Here is a 15,468-nt window from a genome sequence, read left to right as displayed (position 1 = left end):
GTGACGCGGCACGGGCGGCGATCGGGCATGTCCGCGCCCGCGGAACCACTAGTCTGGAGTGGCCGACGAAAGGGGCAGGATGGACAAGCAGCGCGACTTCGTTCTTCGCACCATCGAGGAGCGCGGCGTCAAGTTCGTGAGGCTGTGGTTCACCGACGTGGTCGGCACGCTCAAGTCCGTGGCGATCGCTCCTGCCGAGGTGGAGGGCGCGTTCAGCGAGGGTCTCGGCTTCGACGGCTCCGCCATCGAGGGACTGACCCGCGCGTTCGAGTCCGACCTGCTGGCGCATCCCGACCCCACGACGTTCCAGATCCTGCCGTGGCGCGGGGAGATCGACCCGACGGCGCGGATGTTCTGCGACATCACGACGCCCGACGGCCAGCCGTCGGTGTCCGACCCGCGCAACGTCCTCAAGCGCACGCTCGAGAAGGCGGCCGACCGCGGCTTCACCTTCTACACGCACCCGGAGATCGAGTTCTACCTGCTCAAGTCGTCCACCTTCGGCGACGAGGGCCCGGAGCCCGTGGACTCGGCCGGCTACTTCGACAACGTGCCGGGCGGCACGGCGCACGACTTCCGCCGGCGCTCGGTGCGGATGCTGGAAGACCTCGGCATCTCGGTCGAGTTCAGCCACCACGAGGCGGGGCCCGGCCAGAACGAGATCGACCTCCGCTACGCTGACGCGCTCACCACCGCGGACAACATCATGACGTTCCGCACGGTGATCAAGGAGGTGGCGATCGAGCAGGGCGTCTACGCGACCTTCATGCCGAAGCCGCTCTCCGGCCACCCCGGGTCGGGCATGCACACGCACATGTCGCTGTTCGAAGGCGACACCAACGCGTTCTTCGAGGCCGGCGCGCAGTACCAGCTCTCGAAGACCGGGCGGCAGTTCATCGCCGGTCTGCTCAAGCACGCGCCGGAGATCACGGCGGTCACCAACCAGTTCGTCAACTCCTACAAGCGGCTCTGGGGCGGCGACGAGGCCCCGAGCTTCGTCTGCTGGGGCCACAACAACCGCTCCGCGCTGGTGCGCGTGCCGCTCTACAAGCCGAACAAGGGCCAGAGCTCGCGCGTCGAGTACCGTGCGATCGACTCCGCCGCGAACCCGTACCTCGCGTTCTCGCTGATGCTGGCTGCGGGCCTCAAGGGCATCGAGGGCGGCTACGAGCTGCCGCCGGAGGCCGAGGACAACGTCTGGGCGCTGTCCGACGCCGAGCGCCGCGCGCTCGGCTACAACCAGCTCCCGGCCAGCCTCGACCACGCCATCTCGCTGATGGAGGACTCCGAGCTCGTCGCCGAGACGCTCGGCGAGTCGGTCTTCAACTACGTTCTGCTGAACAAGCGGCGCGAGTGGGCGGAGTACCGGGCGCAGGTCACGCCGTTCGAGCTGCGGTCGAACCTCGAGATCCTCTGACCCGCACGTGACCCGCGAGCAGCTCTCCCTCACGACGCTGGCTCGCGCCGGTTTCGTGGGGCTGAGCTCGGTCCGCGGCGAGCTGGACGAGCTGGTCGAGCTGACCGGCTTCGGCGTCGACGACCTCCTGCCCGCGCTGTCGGCGGCGGCCGATCCGGACACCGCGCTCGCGCTGGCCCTCCGGCTGCTGCGGCACGCACCCGTGCAGACGGCCCGCTACGTCCCGTCGCGCAACGATGCCCGCCGGGTGTTCCGCGTGATCGGCGCGTCGGAGGGCGCAGCGGAGTTCTTCCTCCGCCAGCCGGCCGAGCTGAGCGCGCTCGACTACCCGATCACCGTCCTGCCGACTGCGGACGAGCTGCGCGCCGACCTGCTGGAGTCCGTCGGCGCCGTCGACGGTGTCGCGGCGTTGGAGGACGACGCCGCGCGTGTCGCGCTCCGGGTGCGCTACCGGCGGCGGCTCGTGCAGCTCGCGAGCTTCGACCTCGAGCAGGAGGACCCCGTCGCCGGGTTCGACGCGGTCGCCGCCACCCTGTCCGACCTGGCCGCCGCGGCGCTCGAAGCCTCCCTCGCCGTCGCCCGCCGTCAGACCATCGGCAGCGGCCCCGGCCGGTTCCCCGAGGCCGAGGTGCGCGCGACCCGCTTCGCCGTGATCGGGATGGGCAAGGCCGGCGCGCGCGAGCTCAACTACGTCAGCGATGTGGACGTCATCTACGTCACCGAGGGCGACGAGGCCGCGGGCCTCAGCTCCGGCCGGGCCGTGGACATCGCCACGCGGCTGGCGATGCTCACCCAGCGCGGCATCCACGAGCCCGCGATCGAGCCGGGCCTCTGGGAGGTCGACCCCAACCTGCGCCCGGAGGGCAAGGACGGTGCGCTCGTCCGCACGCTGGAGTCGCACATCGCCTACTACGACCGCTGGGCGAAGGGCTGGGAGTTCCAGGCGCTGCTCAAGGCCAGGCCGCTCGCCGGCGACCGGGAGCTGGGGGAGCGCTACGTCGCGGCGCTCGCGCCCAAGGTGTGGAGCAGCGCGTCGCGCGAGAACTTCGTGGAGTCCGTGCAGCGGATGCGCGAGCGCGTCACCGACAACATTCCCGACGACGAGACCCACTACCAGCTCAAGCTCGGGCCGGGCGGGCTGCGCGACGTCGAGTTCACGGTGCAGCTCCTTCAGCTCGTCCACGGCCAGACCGACGAGCTGGTGCGTCAGCGCGACACGCTGTCGGCCCTGGCCGCGCTCGCCGCGCAGGGCTACATCGGCCGCGAGGAGGCTGCGGCCTTCTCGCAGGACTACCGCACGCTCCGGCTGATGGAGCACCGCCTCCAGCTCCGGCACCTGAGCCGCACGCACCTCATGCCCAGGGACGAGGGCGACGTGCGCATCCTCGCCCGCGCGACCGGGCTGGCGCCGAGCGCCGAGCAGCTGCTGCTGCGCTGGAACGAGATCAAGCACCGCGTGCGCGGCCTGCACGAGCGGCTGTTCTACCGGCCGTTGCTCAGCGCCGTCGCCGCCATGCCCAGCGACGACACCGGCCTGACCGCGGGCGACGGGGCGACCGGCGGCGCCGGCCTGACCAGCGAACAGGCCGAGGCGCGGCTCGCCGCGATCGGCTTCCGCGACCCGCGTGGCGCGCTCGCCCACATCGCCGCGCTCACCGCGGGCGTCTCGCGGCGTGCGACCATCCAGCGCCACCTGCTGCCGGTGCTGCTCCAGTGGTTCGCCGCGGGCGCCGATCCCGATTACGGGCTCCTGACCTTCCGCCGGCTCAGCGAGGATCTGGGCACGACGCACTGGTATCTGCGGATGCTGCGCGACTCCACCGGCGCCGCCGAGCGGCTCACCCGGGTGCTGTCGGGCTCGCGGTTCGCGGGCGAGCTGCTGGGCCGCATCCCGGAGTCTGTCGCCTGGCTGGAGTCCGAGGAGGACCTGCGCCCGCGCTCCGCCGAGGTGCTGGGCGAGGAGACGGCGGCCATCCTCGGCCGGCACCAGTCCGCGGCGACCGCTGCCGCCTCGCTGCGGGCCGTCCGCCGCCGCGAGGTGCTGCGACTGGCTTTCTCCGCGATCCTCGGCTTCAGCACGATCGAGGAGCTCGCCCGCGGGCTCAGCGACGTCAACGAGAACGTGCTCGCGGGGGTGCTGGCCGCAATCCGGGCCGAACGGGACGACACCGCGGCCCTGGAGTTCGCGATCATCGGCATGGGCCGGTTCGGCGGCCGCGAGCTCGGCTTCGGCTCCGACCTCGACGTGATGTACGTCTTCCGCCCGCTCGCGGCGGACCAGGACGCAGCCCACAAGGCCGCCCTCGCGATCGTCGCCGACCTGAACCGGCTCACCGAGGACAACCGCCTCCCGCTCGACCTCGACATCGGGCTGCGCCCCGAGGGCAAGAACGGCGCCGCCGTCCGCTCGCTGGAGGCCTACCGCGCGTACTACCGGCGCTGGTCGCTCACCTGGGAGGCGCAGGCCCTGTTGCGCGCCCGCGGTGTGGCCGGCGACGCGGCGCTGCTCGCCGACTTCGACGCCGTCGCCGACGAGGTCCGCTACCCGGCCGCCATCGGCGAGCAGGAGGTCCGCGAGGTGAAGCGGATCAAGGCCCGCGTCGAGAACGAGCGCCTGCCGCAGGGCGCCGACCCCGCCCGGCATCTCAAACTGGGCCGCGGCTCGCTGAGCGACGTCGAGTGGTTCGTCCAGCTCATCCAGCTCCAGCACGCGGCGGCGATCCCGGCGCTGCGCACGCCGTCGACGCTGGACGCGCTCGCGGTCGCCGTCGACAACGGCCTGGTGGGGGAGGACGACGCCGCCAAGCTCCGCGAGGCCTGGCTGTTCGCTTCCCGCGCCCGCTCGGCGATGACCCTCTGGACCAACAAGACCGCCGACGTCCTCCCGGCCGACCGGGTGGCGCTGGAGGGCGTCGCGCGCCTCCTGGAGTACCCGCCCGGCTCCGCGAGCCGGCTGGAGGAGGACTACCTCGCGGTCACCCGTCGTGCGCGCGCGGTCTTCGAGCGCGCCTTCTACGGCCTCCCGCAGCGGCCGGCGCCGACGGGCTGAGCGGAGGCGTCGCGGTCCGCCGTCGTCCGGACCCGCGCGCCGCCCACCGCGCGCGAGCCCGAACGGCCGGACGTCACATCCCGGGGATGGGCGTCAGCTCGTAGACGTCGATGGTGCCGCCCATGGCACGGTGCGGGTGGCCGGTGAGGAGCGTCTCGACCGCGTCGGCGCCGTCGGCCTCGATGAGCGAGTAGCCGCCGACGCTGCGGTCGGCGCCCTCGGACACGGCGGCCGTCGGCGCACCGAAGTCGAGCAGGCCGGCGCCGACCTGCTGGGCCCAGGAGTTCCAGGCGGCGTTCATCTGCTCGGCCTGCTCGGGAGTGGGCTCCGGCATCGAGCGCGCCAGGCGGGAGGAGTACGCTCGGGAAACATCGCCCACACGACGAACGGAGCCGGTTGTCCGACTACTTCGAGCAGACCTTCGGCTCAAACGACGTGGGGGAGTCCGAGGCCTGGCTCAACGGGCAGTACGGCAGCGTGGACGTCACCCGGCGTCTCACCCGTTACGACGAGCGGGTGGTGGGTGACGAGCGCTTCTTCCTCACCTCGGTGAGCACCCTCGGCCGCTACGAGTGCGCGATCGACCCTGGCACGGTGCTGGTCGTGGCGGCGACTCCGGGATTCCGGTGGGAGTTCGACGGCGAGGAGGGCTCACCGACCGACCGTCCGGCGCTCTTCCAGCCCGGCCGGCCCTATCTGGCGCGGGTGTCCGACTCAGACATCCTCGGCGTCGGCCTACAGACGGAGGCGCTCCAGCGCACCGCGCGGCTGTTCTACGGCCAGGACGACCTCGTCGTCCGGTTCGACGGGGTCCACGCCCGCGGTCCACGGGCGGGCGCCCAGTGGCTCGCCGCCCTGGAGCTCGTGCGCCGGGAGGAGGCGCAGGGCATCCTCGACAACGACCTGATCCGCGCGAGCGCCTACCGGATGCTGGCGGTCGCCGCGCTGGAGTCGTTCCGGCTCGTCGGGGATCGCCGCACGCTCAGGGTCTCCGCCGAGCGCCGCGCGTCGGTCTACCGGGCCGGCGCGCAGTTCCTGCGCGATCACGCGTCGCTGCCGATCACGGTCGAGGACGCAGCGCAGGCCGCGGGGACGTCCACGCGGGAGCTGCTGCTCGCCTTCCGCTCCCAGAACGACGAAGGGGTCACGCCCGCGCGCTACCTCCGCCGGGTCCGGCTCGACGCCGCGCGCCACGAGCTGACCGCCAGCGTCCCCGATGCGCCGGTGGACCTGGGTGCGCCGCTGGAGATGGCTTCGTCGGTGGGCCTGGACGCGCTGGATGGGCCGCTGGACCTGGACGGACCGGCTGCGCCGGCCGACGGCGGCGCGCAGGCGATCGTCGAGCGCTGGGGTTTCGCCTCGCGCCTCGCCTTCGAGCTGGCCTACCGCTGGGAGTACACCAGCCAGCGCGGACGCTGAGTCCGGGCCGCTGCGTCGAACCGTTTCTGGGAGTTCAGCGGGCGTCCGCTGACTGTTCGGGATTTCGGTGGGACGATCGGGACGCCCCGAAGCCCGTCCCGAATCGACACCTCCCGAGGAGACCCCGCCATGCCCTCGCCCCGCCAGCCCGACCCGGCCTTCCCGGTCGGCGACAGCGGCGCCGCCGAGCCCGCCCGCGGCAACGTCGCGCACGCCCGGCGTCGCCGCCTCTCCCCGACGAAGCGGATCCTCCTCTCGGTCGCCGCCGCTGTGGCTGTCGTCCTCGTCGCGGTGGCCGCGTTCGCCGCCTACTCGTATGCAGACCTGTCGAACGGCCTGCACCGCTCCACCATCAGCCTCCCCGGCGGCGCGCAAAAGAAGCCGGTCGCCGAGAGCAACATCCTCGTGATGGGCCTGGACAGCCGGCTGGACGAGAACGGCAACGCGTTGCCGGACGACGTCTACAACGCTCTGCACGCCGGCGGTCAGGGCGACGGCGGCTACAACGCGAACGTGCTGATGCTCATCCACATCCCGGCGGGCGGCAGGAAGGCGGTCGGCATCTCGATCCCGCGCGACGACTATGCGCCGCTGTCCGGCAGCCCCGACGGAGTGTCCGCCTCCAAGATCAAGGAGGCGTACGGCCTGGCGCTCGACCAGAAGCTCACCGAGCTGACGAACGCAGGGACCGCGCACGACGACGCCTACCAGCAGGCCCGCGCCTTCGCACGCCAGACCGAGCTGCAGACCGTCTCGGACTTCCTGGGCGGCGTGCGGATCGACCATTTCGTGGAGGTCACCATGGCCGCCTTCTACCAGGTGGCCCAGACGGTCCAGCCGATCACGGTGTGCGTCGCGCAGGACACCCAGGACCCGTACTCCGGCGCCGACTTCAAGGCCGGCGTGCAGCAACTGACGGCGTCCCAGGCGGTGAGCTTCGTCCGCCAGCGCCGCGACGAGAACAACCCGTCGCTGAACTTCACCGACCTGGATCGGGAGCGCCGCCAGCAGGCGTTCATCGTCTCGCTCGCGACGAAGCTGAAGAAGGCCGACACCTTCGCGAACCCGGCGACCCTCGAGTCGCTGATCGCCGCCGCCAAGCAGAACATCGCCCTTGACTCCGGCTTCGACCTCCTGAGCTTCGCGTCGGAGGCGCAGCACCTGGCGGGCGGCAACATCACCTTCACGACGCTTCCGATCACCGGTTACGGGGTGAAGGACGGCAAGGACGTCAACCTCGTCGACCCGGACCAGATCCACGCGGTGGTCCAGCAGCTCCTCAACCCGGCGACGCCGACCGCGACGCCGACGCCCGGGACGCCGGCCCCGAGCGCACCGGCCCCCTCCACGGCAGCACCCGCGCCGACCCCGTCGAAGGCGCCCGGCCCGAACGGCACTTACACCGACCCGACGGCCCCGCTGCCGTCCGGGGGAGTGCCCTGCGTGAAGTGACCCCCGCAGACGCGGAAAGGGCCGCACCCCCCACGGGATGCGGCCCTTCCACGATCAGCCGAGGTGTCAGACCCCGTAGTACAGCTCGTACTTTCGAGACGCAATTGGGCATGATTGGCGGTGCTTGAATATGCTGGTCAAATTACATTTTCGTGATTGTATGCATTCGTTTGAACGTGCACCAAATCGGGATTCCTGCGGACTAATTGCGGACTGGATGGATTCCTCCGCCGAGAATGCGCGGCCCATCCAGCGGCTAGGGGCGGTGCGGAACCTATTCCGAAGTTCTACACTGTGGGTCGTGACCCCACGCGCTCTGATCCTCGCGACCGCGCAAGCTCAGTTTCCATCGAGCGCGAACAAAACTGTCCTCGTCTACGCAGCTTGGCATCCGGAGCGCTCGACGCTCTCAAGTCCGGCCCCGAACGGTAGCGATGGGTGGGTGACGGTCGGAAAGCCAGCCACGTCTGAAGTCATACGTGACCTGCGCGATCGAGGGTTCACACACGTGAACCTCCAATCCGGCGGTGTGGCCAACCCGTTCCGGGACGTCCCAATCTCGGAGCTCATCGGGAAGCCCTAGCGGCCACGACCGGGCGCCTGCCGAACAAACACAGGAGCCAACTATCCCGGCAACCGTCGCCGTCCACGCGATTGCGGCGACTGGACCGGCTTAGGCTCGATACGTGGCGAGGAGAGCGCAGCTTCGACTTCGGAGATCTTGAAAAGCCACAACTTCCCCGGTTTGAACCCGGGAATCCGGCCCTCGTTCACCCATAACCGGATGGACTGGGCAGACGTTCGAAGATGGGCGGCCAGCTCGTCGGCGGTCACCCACGGCTCACTCATCGATCGCTCCCAAGAGGATCGTCGCCAACCTATAAGGCGGTACGTCTAAGACCTGTGCCGCCTCGAATATCTGAGAAAGCGTGATGTCGCTCAATGCGGATGTCATGGAGGGCAGTCTGTCACGGTTTTCCAACAACTAATCGCCTGTCATATCGATATCGATATGTAACTGGACGTACTTATGGAAAGCTCGAACGATCTGTAGGCTCCGCTGCGCTCACAATCGCCGCCGACCCCGAGACTTACGGGACTGTGCCCACGGGTCAGGCTCAGGCTTGATGAGGAAGGCATCGATCAGCGACAGCTTGAACCGCCACTCCGAACCAACCTTCGTACCTGGGATAGCGCCGGACTTCGCCAGCTCACGCACCGTCCAGGGCTTCTTATCCAGGTGCACCGCAACAACGGGAACACCCACCCACGGCTCAAAATCTTTAGAACTCTCTCCATCTGCCATACGACGAGCATGCACGCGCAGATGACGACGGTTACAGGAGTCGACATTCAACCCCACCCTTGTAAGTGCTGATTCACCCCGTAAAGGTCGGTCGTCGCCCCCGAATATTACGGACCCACCCAATCGCCGCACTGAAATACAAACCGAGTTTCCATCCTGGTTCGCGCGTATCGCGGCACATAGCGGGGCGTCTGCCGTTTGAGAAAGGGGGGCCCGCCGGGGGTGTCTAGTCGACGTTGAGGTACCGGTAGACGGTCGCCCTGGACACACCCACAGCACGGGCAATGTCTGGTGCTGATAGCCCTTGTGACCTCAGCCGTTGCACCTTGGCTGCTGCCTTGGCGTTGACCTTGCGTGGTCGCCCACCGTGCCTGTTGTTGGCGGCGGCAGCGGCGAGGCCGGCGCGCGTGCGCTCGATCATGGTGTCTCGCTCTAGCTGGGCGAATGCAGCCATGATGGTGAGCATGGCGACACCCATCGGCCCGGTAGTGTCTAGGCCCTCAGTGAGGCTCCTGAAGCCGATCTGACGCGCTCTAAGGTCGTCGATGACTTCGAGTACGTGGCGGGTGTTTCTGCCGAGCCTGTCGAGCTTCCATACGGTGAGCACATCCCCGGCCCGGAGGTGGTCGATCGCGGCTGCGAGCTGCGGTCTATCGGTGGATGCACCAGACAGACCGTGGTCGGTGAAGATCCGTTGGGCGCCGGCTTCCTGCAACGCATTCACCTGAAGGTCTAGCTTCTGCTCAACCGTGGATACGCGGGCGTACCCGATGACAGCCATGATCCGCTCCTGTCTCAAAAAGCCGTTGCCGTGAGACTAGAGCAAACGAGACGGAATTAATAGACCCCTCGCCCAATGAATTCGTGGGCGCCTGTTGCTGCGGTGAGTGTCGCATAAAGCCATCGTTTTTGAGACAGGCTCATGCGCGCGCGGGGCGTTTTCCCGAACGGCCACAACGACGCGGACGGACCGATCACGACTCGTTTTGTGGTTTGGGGCTTCCGTCTTCGTTGAAGGGCCATTCGAGGTCTTCGTCCATGTTGGCATTTGCCTCGTCTTCGACGCCTTTGTCGAGTGCGGTGTATTCGGCCCATTCGGCTGCTTCTTCGGGGCTGTCGTGTTGTTGGAGTATGGAGTTGGCGAGCTGGTATGCGAGGTCGAAGATGAGGTTGCGGATTAGTCCGTTGTTCTCGGCTCCCCACCAGGTGAGTAGTTGTTCGATCCGGGCGTTGCAGGCGTCGTGTTCTCCGCGTAGGAGCATTGCTGCGAGTTCGTAGGAGAGGTCGGGGCCGTAGAGTCTGAAGCCTTCGGGTGGCTGCGGGGGTTCGGCGGTCATGGTGGGCCCGATCTATATCGATTGAAAGCAAGAAGTATGCATAGCTGACCAGGGAAAATACGTGCTGGCACCTATTTTAATTGGCTGAGGATCGCTCTACTATTCGTTCATGGACACCACGGCCTATGCGGTCATCTTCAGCGTCGCCATCGTCGGATTCGTCGCGTTCGGAATCTGGTGTTACAAGAACCAGGCCGACAAGAACCGCGCTGACGGCGTGATCGCCACCCTCGCCCTCCCGGATGGTGCACTGCGTCTTACCTCTACTGAGCTGATCGAAGGATGGGGCGACAATGCACCCCGGCATTCGATCGCCGGCCTCTCCGCAAGCGTCGAAGACTCTGGGACAGTCAACCGCAGGCTCACGGTCACTCGCATGGCGACGCTTGGCCCGCTTGCGCTGGCGTTGCCGAAGAAGTTGGACGATCGCGAGCTGTACTTGATGATCGAGGGACCGGATGCGGTGATCCTGCGACAGGTCTATGTGAAGAAGTCCCCCAACATCGGGAAGCAAGCGCGAGAGTTCGCAATGCGCCTCAACCAACTGAGCAACGCCACCAACTGACTCATTCGAACATGTGTTCTAATTAACGCGTGACCCGCCCGAAGCCCATCCGCTACGACAGGGACACCTGGCTAGTCATGCGCAACGACAAGGTGCTACCCAAAGCCGTGATACGCCGCTACACGGATAAGCGGGGCAAAGACCAATACTTACTGATCCGGTGGGACCTCGACCCTGCAGAGCGGCGACTGATGGCGGTATGTGAGTCGCTGGAACGCGCTGACGATCTCGTGCGCTACGACAACAACGTGCACGGTTATTGGGATGGGCCACCCAACCCGCATCCGGGCGGCTAGTCGTTACGACCGTCCAACGGACGGATGGCTCAAGTAAGCGCGAATTCTCTCGAGGCGCTATCAGTGTTTACCCTTACGCGATTGAACGTAAAGGTGCCGCGCGCGCGGCTGCGCTTGCGCTGAAGCATAAACATTCCAACCGATAGAGTCTTTGTGATCTGTTCGGAGTCGGAATCGGGATCGTCCGCTGTTGGCTCACGCCAAAGCTCGATCACGCGGAATGCTTGAGCCTCCGCAACCACAACGTTGGCATGCCCGCCAGCGTTGCGAACGCGCGAAACCACGTCACTCATTTGGTCGCTCGGAAGCGCGACGACAATTGGCCGGCTACCGTCTGGTGCCTGATATGGCATAAAAATAGGCGCGTCAGTACTCGCAAGATGCTTCATAATCTTGCGAGTCAGTGAATTTCGGCGCTCTTCACTGGAGGGGACTGTCACAATGCTCCTCCCACGTATTCACTATATCTTTCCCAGATAGCATCACAAGAGTCCCCGAACGAGTCCTGAACGTCCTTCTGCTCAAAGATTGGTCTCAGCGTTTTGGCTGTACCGGCACCGTGTATCCCGTCTTCATGAAAATGCACGTTTCCGTGGCGGCAATCGATCGAGGCGATTTCTGACCATTCGCCTTCAGCAACTTTGCGGGAGAGAATTACTGCATAGTCCACGAGTTGGCCTTTGTATTTGCTCTGTCTCTGGGTCATCTGCACGGTGGCACCCGCATCGAGGAAGAACTGGAACGTCTCCTCTTCACAGAGAGATGCGTCAGGTGGAACCCACCGTGGGGGGTCGGGAATCGGGACTGGTCTGCGATCACGTTTCGCATTGCGCTGTCGGTCCCCCTTTCTCGCCATGCCATGACTCTATTGCAGGCCCAGCGGCACAGAACTCTCATCAGGAGTCACATTCCGAGTTGAACTTTGATTGCATCCACGTCGGCCGCCAACTGGCCGAAGGCGGACGCGATCACCAACCCGATCCGCTCGTATGCGACCGACAATGTGCGCCCCTTCGCGTCATGGATCACGAACTCCGGGAAGCCAGTTTTGATCAGTTCCTCCGCGATCACGCCCACCTCGACGGGCGCATCGTCGCCGTACGCTTTCACCGCTTCCTTCAACCGGTAGTTCACGACGAGCTGTGACAGCCGCTTGGCGTCCTCAACGGTGTACTGCTTGCGGCGGATGTTCTGCTTGAACCTGCGTGCTGAGGGTGTCGCCCCGAAACGGCCGTCTGGGCCGTTGATGTACGCGGCTACGTAGCCAGTAACGACCGGGTTGCTGAGGGCGTAAGTGCTGTAGAGGGTTCCAGAACCGCCCAGCCTCACGTTGGCCGCGCTGAGATCGCTGGTGAGCGAGCAGGTGGTCCCGGAGAACGAGCCGCCAGCAACACTGCCACTACCCACATTCAGCGACGCTCCACTCAGGGCGCCGCCAGCCGAGATCGATCCGCCCGCGGTGATCGTCGTGCCCGCACTGATCGACCCGGCCGAGTTCAACGCACCCGAACCAACATTCAGGGACCCAGAACCGCTGATGGTGATAGAGCCGCCACCGTTGACCAGGATGCCGCCCGAACCGAACTGGGCAGCCTGAAGCGTGTTGGCCGCCGCCTGCTCCCGCTGCGCTCTTTCTAGGTCGTGCTGCGCTCGCACAATGTCGGATATCCGCGGCGGCATCTGCCACGAAAGGTTCCCGGGACCACCAGGCATGTCTTGATCTCCCTAGATGCGGAACGCGTTGAGTGCCATCGCCACTTTTCCGACGAGTTCGTTCGGATCATTGGCGTGCACATGAAATGTGTTGTGATAAGTGTTTGTTGGCCCTGCCGTGATGGGCTGAGACGCCCGAGAGCCGGTCAGCCGGGCAACCTCCTGCGCGACCCCCAACCGGTTGCCGGAGTTCATTAGCTTGAGCGCGGACCGCCAGTACGATGCCTGACCATGCATGTTCGAAATGACCTCCTCGCCGGGCGCGAGAACAGCGGGAACCGAGTCAACTGACGACGATCCGGCCCCTCTCACTGTGAGACCATCCGCAGCGTGAATCGCGCCCGGAATGGTGCCGCCCCGCGCGAACGCGTAGAGCTGACCGGCGACGCCCGCATTTGCGATCGCCTGCACCTGGACCGTCTTCCCGTGCAACGAGTCAATCCACTTCTGCAAGCCAATGACATTGTTCTTGGCTTCGTCCACCCCCGTCACTGCAACAGCCGTTGTGACGTTCTTCGGAATCAGCCCATACTGGTCCGCCAAGGCGTTCGCTTGGTCAGCAGTCGCACCCGCAGCCTCAGCCGCATTGATGAACGCCTGCCGCGCCGCCGCCATATTCGCGGTCAGAACATCCGTGGATGTTCCTGCCTTCGCCTGAGCTGCGATCAACGCTGTAGCCGACGACGCAATGTTGTCCAGGGCGGACATGTTCTTACGGCCCGCGTCGGTGGTCACATCAAGGCTCTTGCCGTACTGCTTCGTGGCAGCTTCCGCGTCAGCGACGGACTGGTTGTACTGGATGTTCGCCTGCGAGGCGTCCAGGTTGACCTGACCGAGCCCGGACAGTTCCTTGGACAGCTTGTCGGTGGCAGCAGCAGCCGCATCTGTCTTGTCTTTCAGATCCGAGAGAAGATCGCTGTTCTTTACCAACGTGTCATTCGCGCCCTTGGTCGCGTCTGCCTTCTCCCGTTCGCGGATCGCGCCAGCTTGCAAATCCTTATTCTGCTTTCCGATCGCGACACTGACATTTGAGAGCGCCTTGTACTGCTCGTTCTGCTTCTTGGTACCCTCACCCGTCGCCGCTCCAGTCGAACTAAGACTCTTCCGATAGCCGTCGATGATGCCCGAAACCTTGGCGTAAGCAGCCGCGTTTCCAACAGCCGCTTCCGTAGACCCCAACAGAGCATCCGCCGCGGTGCTGCCGAGCGAATCCAACACGGCTTTCAGCGAAGACAGGCCGTTCTTGTACGCCTCTCCCGTGACAGTCGCGTCCTTGGTGGCTTTGATGATTCCGTAGATCGCCAGGGCCCCGGCAGCGCCCATGCCCGCGAACGCACCTGCTACCCCGAGCGCGTACCCCGCAAGCGGCGCGATGAGCGGCAGCAGTGCGACGATCGCCGCCGCGATCAACTGCCACCGCTGAACGCCGGCCGCGTTCGTGTCATTGACACTGCGGAGCGACGTGTTTAGGGACCGAGACGAACCATCAAGCTTCTTCGCCGCCGCATCCACCGCAGCGAGTTTCGTGATCGCCCCGTTGTCGTCAACATCCACCCGGACAGTCGGGTCCGCCCCGCCGAGCTTGCGGGCGGCAGCGTCCGCCGCAGCAAGCTTCTCCATCCAGTCGGATGCGTCAAGCTTCAGCTTGCCGACGATACTGCCGGCAGTAGTGGGACCTTCGTCAACCAAAATCGGTGTCCATTTCGGGGTCGGTCTGGGTGGGATCGGTTGTGGTGGAGGACTCCTCCGGGTCGGGCTGGAAGACGCGTGCTAGACGGCTCTGAGGGCTCGCCAGGAGGCCTTTCACGCGGACGACGAACCACCGCCAGGTCTTGCGTCGGCGGAGCTTCCGAGACGACACATCGACGCCGTACTCGGAATGGAAATCGGCTTCGAGGAACGCCCAGTGCTGAAGGATCTGACCCCACGTCAACGAGACGCCCTGACCCGACGCGGTTACTTCTTTCGGGACGCCTTCGTAGTACTCGTAGAGGCCGGTCGTCTCGTCGTACTTGCCCCGTCCGTATTGCGCGATGGCTGCGAGGCCTTCGGCTTTGCCGCCCGCCTCTGCGCCCTGTTCGGCAGCAGGGCCTGAATCTCTTTTGGGTCGCCACCGGTCTTCCACATGATTTCCGCGGAGAAACGGCCCGACTTGAAGTCCGCGAGCGCGGTCAGCATCACTCGCCCGACCCACTCGTCAGGCACATTGTCCGCACGCAGCTCGTCATCCACGCCCCCGAGGAGGATCCCGCGCACCTGGTCGTTCGTAATCGACTCGTCAGGGGTGCCGTCGAGCACGGAGCGGAGGATCAGACCGTCATCGAACGACACTGCCGGCAGGCGATACACCTTCCCCCGGATCCGGAGTTCGAGCGGTTCGATCAGTTCGGTAAGTTCTTCAAATGGCACTGGGTTTCTCCCGGGTTAAATACGAAACCGCCCCTGAAGGCGGTCAGAGTTGTGGTGCGGGGAACGTTGGTTTAGATGGCGTCCCGGATCTCCTGCGCGACGACTGCGAGTGCAGCGTCGGCCTGCTGCACCATCGGCAGCGTCAGGAACAAGGCGTGCCCCGTGTTGTGGTGATATGACAGTTCGTACTCCTGTCGTCGCGCGTATGGGCCAGGAATGTACAGTTCAGCGCCCTCATCAGTCGGCCGCACATCCTCAGAGCCGACAAGATGGCCCGTCTCAACGGGGGTGCCCTTTGCCACCTCAGGCCGGATTACCCCATCCATCGCCTTCATAGCGGCGGGAATCAACGACGCCTCCACGCGTGCAGCGATGTCGTCCAGGTGCAGATCTTCGAAGCTGTACTCAATGCCCACGGACCACCGCCGCAATCGCGTCAGTCTCCGCAAGCGAAAGGTGCACAGCGGCCAGGTCCGCTTTCGGGATCTGACCGACAGCCGCAACG

Annotated in this window: 17 protein-coding genes; 6 read left to right on the top strand and 11 right to left on the bottom strand. The window is 65.9% G+C overall.

Going from position 1 to position 15,468, the window contains the following annotated elements:
- Positions 1-79 precede the first annotated feature (79 nt).
- Together glnA and AC3A3H_RS05465 are read left to right on the top strand one after the other, a co-directional pair.
- The gene (glnA, locus tag AC3A3H_RS05470; RefSeq protein ID WP_487613535.1) at positions 80-1,417 is read left to right on the top strand and encodes a type I glutamate--ammonia ligase; all 1,338 of its coding nucleotides are present in this window, start codon (positions 80-82) and stop codon (positions 1,415-1,417) included.
- Positions 1,418-1,424: 7 nt separating this feature from the next.
- Positions 1,425-4,466, top strand: a complete 3,042-nt coding sequence (locus AC3A3H_RS05465) for a bifunctional [glutamine synthetase] adenylyltransferase/[glutamine synthetase]-adenylyl-L-tyrosine phosphorylase (protein ID WP_487613534.1) — start codon at positions 1,425-1,427, stop codon at positions 4,464-4,466.
- Positions 4,467-4,539: 73 nt separating this feature from the next.
- On the opposite strand, the gene AC3A3H_RS05460 is transcribed toward AC3A3H_RS05465, so the two are convergent.
- Positions 4,540-4,800 (bottom strand): YciI family protein, encoded by a 261-nt coding sequence (locus tag AC3A3H_RS05460; protein WP_487613533.1) that lies wholly within the window; start codon positions 4,798-4,800, stop codon positions 4,540-4,542.
- A gap of 62 nt (positions 4,801-4,862) precedes the next feature.
- On the opposite strand from AC3A3H_RS05460, the gene AC3A3H_RS05455 reads away from it, so the two are divergent.
- Both AC3A3H_RS05455 and AC3A3H_RS05450 read left to right on the top strand, forming a co-directional pair.
- Positions 4,863-5,885 (top strand): helix-turn-helix domain-containing protein, encoded by a 1,023-nt coding sequence (locus tag AC3A3H_RS05455; protein ID WP_487613532.1) that lies wholly within the window; start codon positions 4,863-4,865, stop codon positions 5,883-5,885.
- Between the two features lie 129 nt (positions 5,886-6,014).
- Complete coding sequence (locus tag AC3A3H_RS05450) at positions 6,015-7,337, top strand: LCP family protein (protein ID WP_487613531.1); 1,323 nt, start codon at positions 6,015-6,017, stop codon at positions 7,335-7,337.
- A 624-nt stretch (positions 7,338-7,961) separates the two neighbouring features.
- Here AC3A3H_RS05450 and AC3A3H_RS05445 read toward each other — a convergent pair.
- The 4 genes from AC3A3H_RS05445 to AC3A3H_RS05430 form a co-directional block, all read right to left on the bottom strand.
- Positions 7,962-8,186 carry a helix-turn-helix domain-containing protein gene (locus AC3A3H_RS05445; RefSeq protein WP_487613530.1) on the bottom strand — a complete coding sequence of 75 codons (225 nt, stop codon included), beginning with the start codon at positions 8,184-8,186 and terminating at the stop codon, positions 7,962-7,964.
- Between the two features lie 217 nt (positions 8,187-8,403).
- Positions 8,404-8,643 carry a helix-turn-helix domain-containing protein gene (locus AC3A3H_RS05440; RefSeq protein WP_487613529.1) on the bottom strand — a complete coding sequence of 80 codons (240 nt, stop codon included), beginning with the start codon at positions 8,641-8,643 and terminating at the stop codon, positions 8,404-8,406.
- Positions 8,644-8,869: 226 nt separating this feature from the next.
- A complete protein-coding gene (locus AC3A3H_RS05435) occupies positions 8,870-9,424 on the bottom strand; it encodes a recombinase family protein (RefSeq protein ID WP_487613528.1) in 555 nt (184 codons plus the stop codon).
- A 193-nt stretch (positions 9,425-9,617) separates the two neighbouring features.
- On the bottom strand, positions 9,618-9,980 hold the full coding sequence (locus tag AC3A3H_RS05430) for a hypothetical protein (RefSeq protein ID WP_487613527.1): 363 nt from the start codon (positions 9,978-9,980) through the stop codon (positions 9,618-9,620).
- 109 nt (positions 9,981-10,089) lie between these two features.
- On the opposite strand from AC3A3H_RS05430, the gene AC3A3H_RS05425 reads away from it, so the two are divergent.
- Both AC3A3H_RS05425 and AC3A3H_RS05420 read left to right on the top strand, forming a co-directional pair.
- Positions 10,090-10,545: a hypothetical protein gene (locus AC3A3H_RS05425; RefSeq protein ID WP_487613526.1), complete on the top strand. Its 456-nt coding sequence runs from the start codon at positions 10,090-10,092 to the stop codon at positions 10,543-10,545.
- Between the two features lie 29 nt (positions 10,546-10,574).
- Positions 10,575-10,841: a hypothetical protein gene (locus tag AC3A3H_RS05420; RefSeq protein ID WP_487613525.1), complete on the top strand. Its 267-nt coding sequence runs from the start codon at positions 10,575-10,577 to the stop codon at positions 10,839-10,841.
- A 29-nt stretch (positions 10,842-10,870) separates the two neighbouring features.
- On the opposite strand, the gene AC3A3H_RS05415 is transcribed toward AC3A3H_RS05420, so the two are convergent.
- The 6 genes from AC3A3H_RS05415 to AC3A3H_RS05390 form a co-directional block, all read right to left on the bottom strand.
- Complete coding sequence (locus tag AC3A3H_RS05415; RefSeq protein ID WP_487613524.1) at positions 10,871-11,281, bottom strand: hypothetical protein; 411 nt, start codon at positions 11,279-11,281, stop codon at positions 10,871-10,873.
- A complete protein-coding gene (locus AC3A3H_RS05410) occupies positions 11,278-11,697 on the bottom strand; it encodes a DUF7718 family protein (protein ID WP_487613523.1) in 420 nt (139 codons plus the stop codon). The genes AC3A3H_RS05415 and AC3A3H_RS05410 overlap by 4 nt, the downstream gene beginning before the upstream one ends.
- A 47-nt stretch (positions 11,698-11,744) precedes the next feature.
- The gene (locus AC3A3H_RS05405) at positions 11,745-12,554 is read right to left on the bottom strand and encodes a tail fiber domain-containing protein (RefSeq protein WP_487613522.1); all 810 of its coding nucleotides are present in this window, start codon (positions 12,552-12,554) and stop codon (positions 11,745-11,747) included.
- Between the two features lie 12 nt (positions 12,555-12,566).
- Positions 12,567-14,243: a hypothetical protein gene (locus AC3A3H_RS05400; protein WP_487613521.1), complete on the bottom strand. Its 1,677-nt coding sequence runs from the start codon at positions 14,241-14,243 to the stop codon at positions 12,567-12,569.
- A gap of 267 nt (positions 14,244-14,510) precedes the next feature.
- Positions 14,511-14,903, bottom strand: a complete 393-nt coding sequence (locus tag AC3A3H_RS05395) for a DUF7426 family protein (protein WP_487613573.1) — start codon at positions 14,901-14,903, stop codon at positions 14,511-14,513.
- A gap of 131 nt (positions 14,904-15,034) precedes the next feature.
- Positions 15,035-15,379, bottom strand: coding sequence for a hypothetical protein (locus AC3A3H_RS05390; RefSeq protein ID WP_487613520.1), 345 nt, complete (start codon positions 15,377-15,379; stop codon positions 15,035-15,037).
- Positions 15,380-15,468 lie beyond the last annotated feature (89 nt).

It is taken from the genome of Leifsonia sp. Soil_N53, assembly GCF_057655165.1.
This window is presented reverse-complemented; position numbering and strand designations above follow the sequence as displayed.

Bases quoted from the DNA above. Each gene is read 5' to 3' on its own strand.
- AC3A3H_RS05450 (WP_487613531.1), top strand. From the start codon at position 6,015: ATGCCCTCGCCCCGCCAGCCCGACCCGGCCTTCCCGGTCGGCGACAGC.
- AC3A3H_RS05435 (WP_487613528.1), bottom strand. From the start codon at position 9,424: ATGGCTGTCATCGGGTACGCCCGCGTATCCACGGTTGAGCAGAAGCTA.
- AC3A3H_RS05440 (WP_487613529.1), bottom strand. From the start codon at position 8,643: ATGGCAGATGGAGAGAGTTCTAAAGATTTTGAGCCGTGGGTGGGTGTT.
- AC3A3H_RS05445 (WP_487613530.1), bottom strand. From the start codon at position 8,186: ATGAGTGAGCCGTGGGTGACCGCCGACGAGCTGGCCGCCCATCTTCGA.
- AC3A3H_RS05425 (WP_487613526.1), top strand. From the start codon at position 10,090: ATGGACACCACGGCCTATGCGGTCATCTTCAGCGTCGCCATCGTCGGA.
- AC3A3H_RS05410 (WP_487613523.1), bottom strand. From the start codon at position 11,697: ATGGCGAGAAAGGGGGACCGACAGCGCAATGCGAAACGTGATCGCAGA.
- AC3A3H_RS05405 (WP_487613522.1), bottom strand. From the start codon at position 12,554: ATGCCTGGTGGTCCCGGGAACCTTTCGTGGCAGATGCCGCCGCGGATA.
- glnA (WP_487613535.1), top strand. From the start codon at position 80: ATGGACAAGCAGCGCGACTTCGTTCTTCGCACCATCGAGGAGCGCGGC.
- AC3A3H_RS05430 (WP_487613527.1), bottom strand. From the start codon at position 9,980: ATGACCGCCGAACCCCCGCAGCCACCCGAAGGCTTCAGACTCTACGGC.
- AC3A3H_RS05460 (WP_487613533.1), bottom strand. From the start codon at position 4,800: ATGCCGGAGCCCACTCCCGAGCAGGCCGAGCAGATGAACGCCGCCTGG.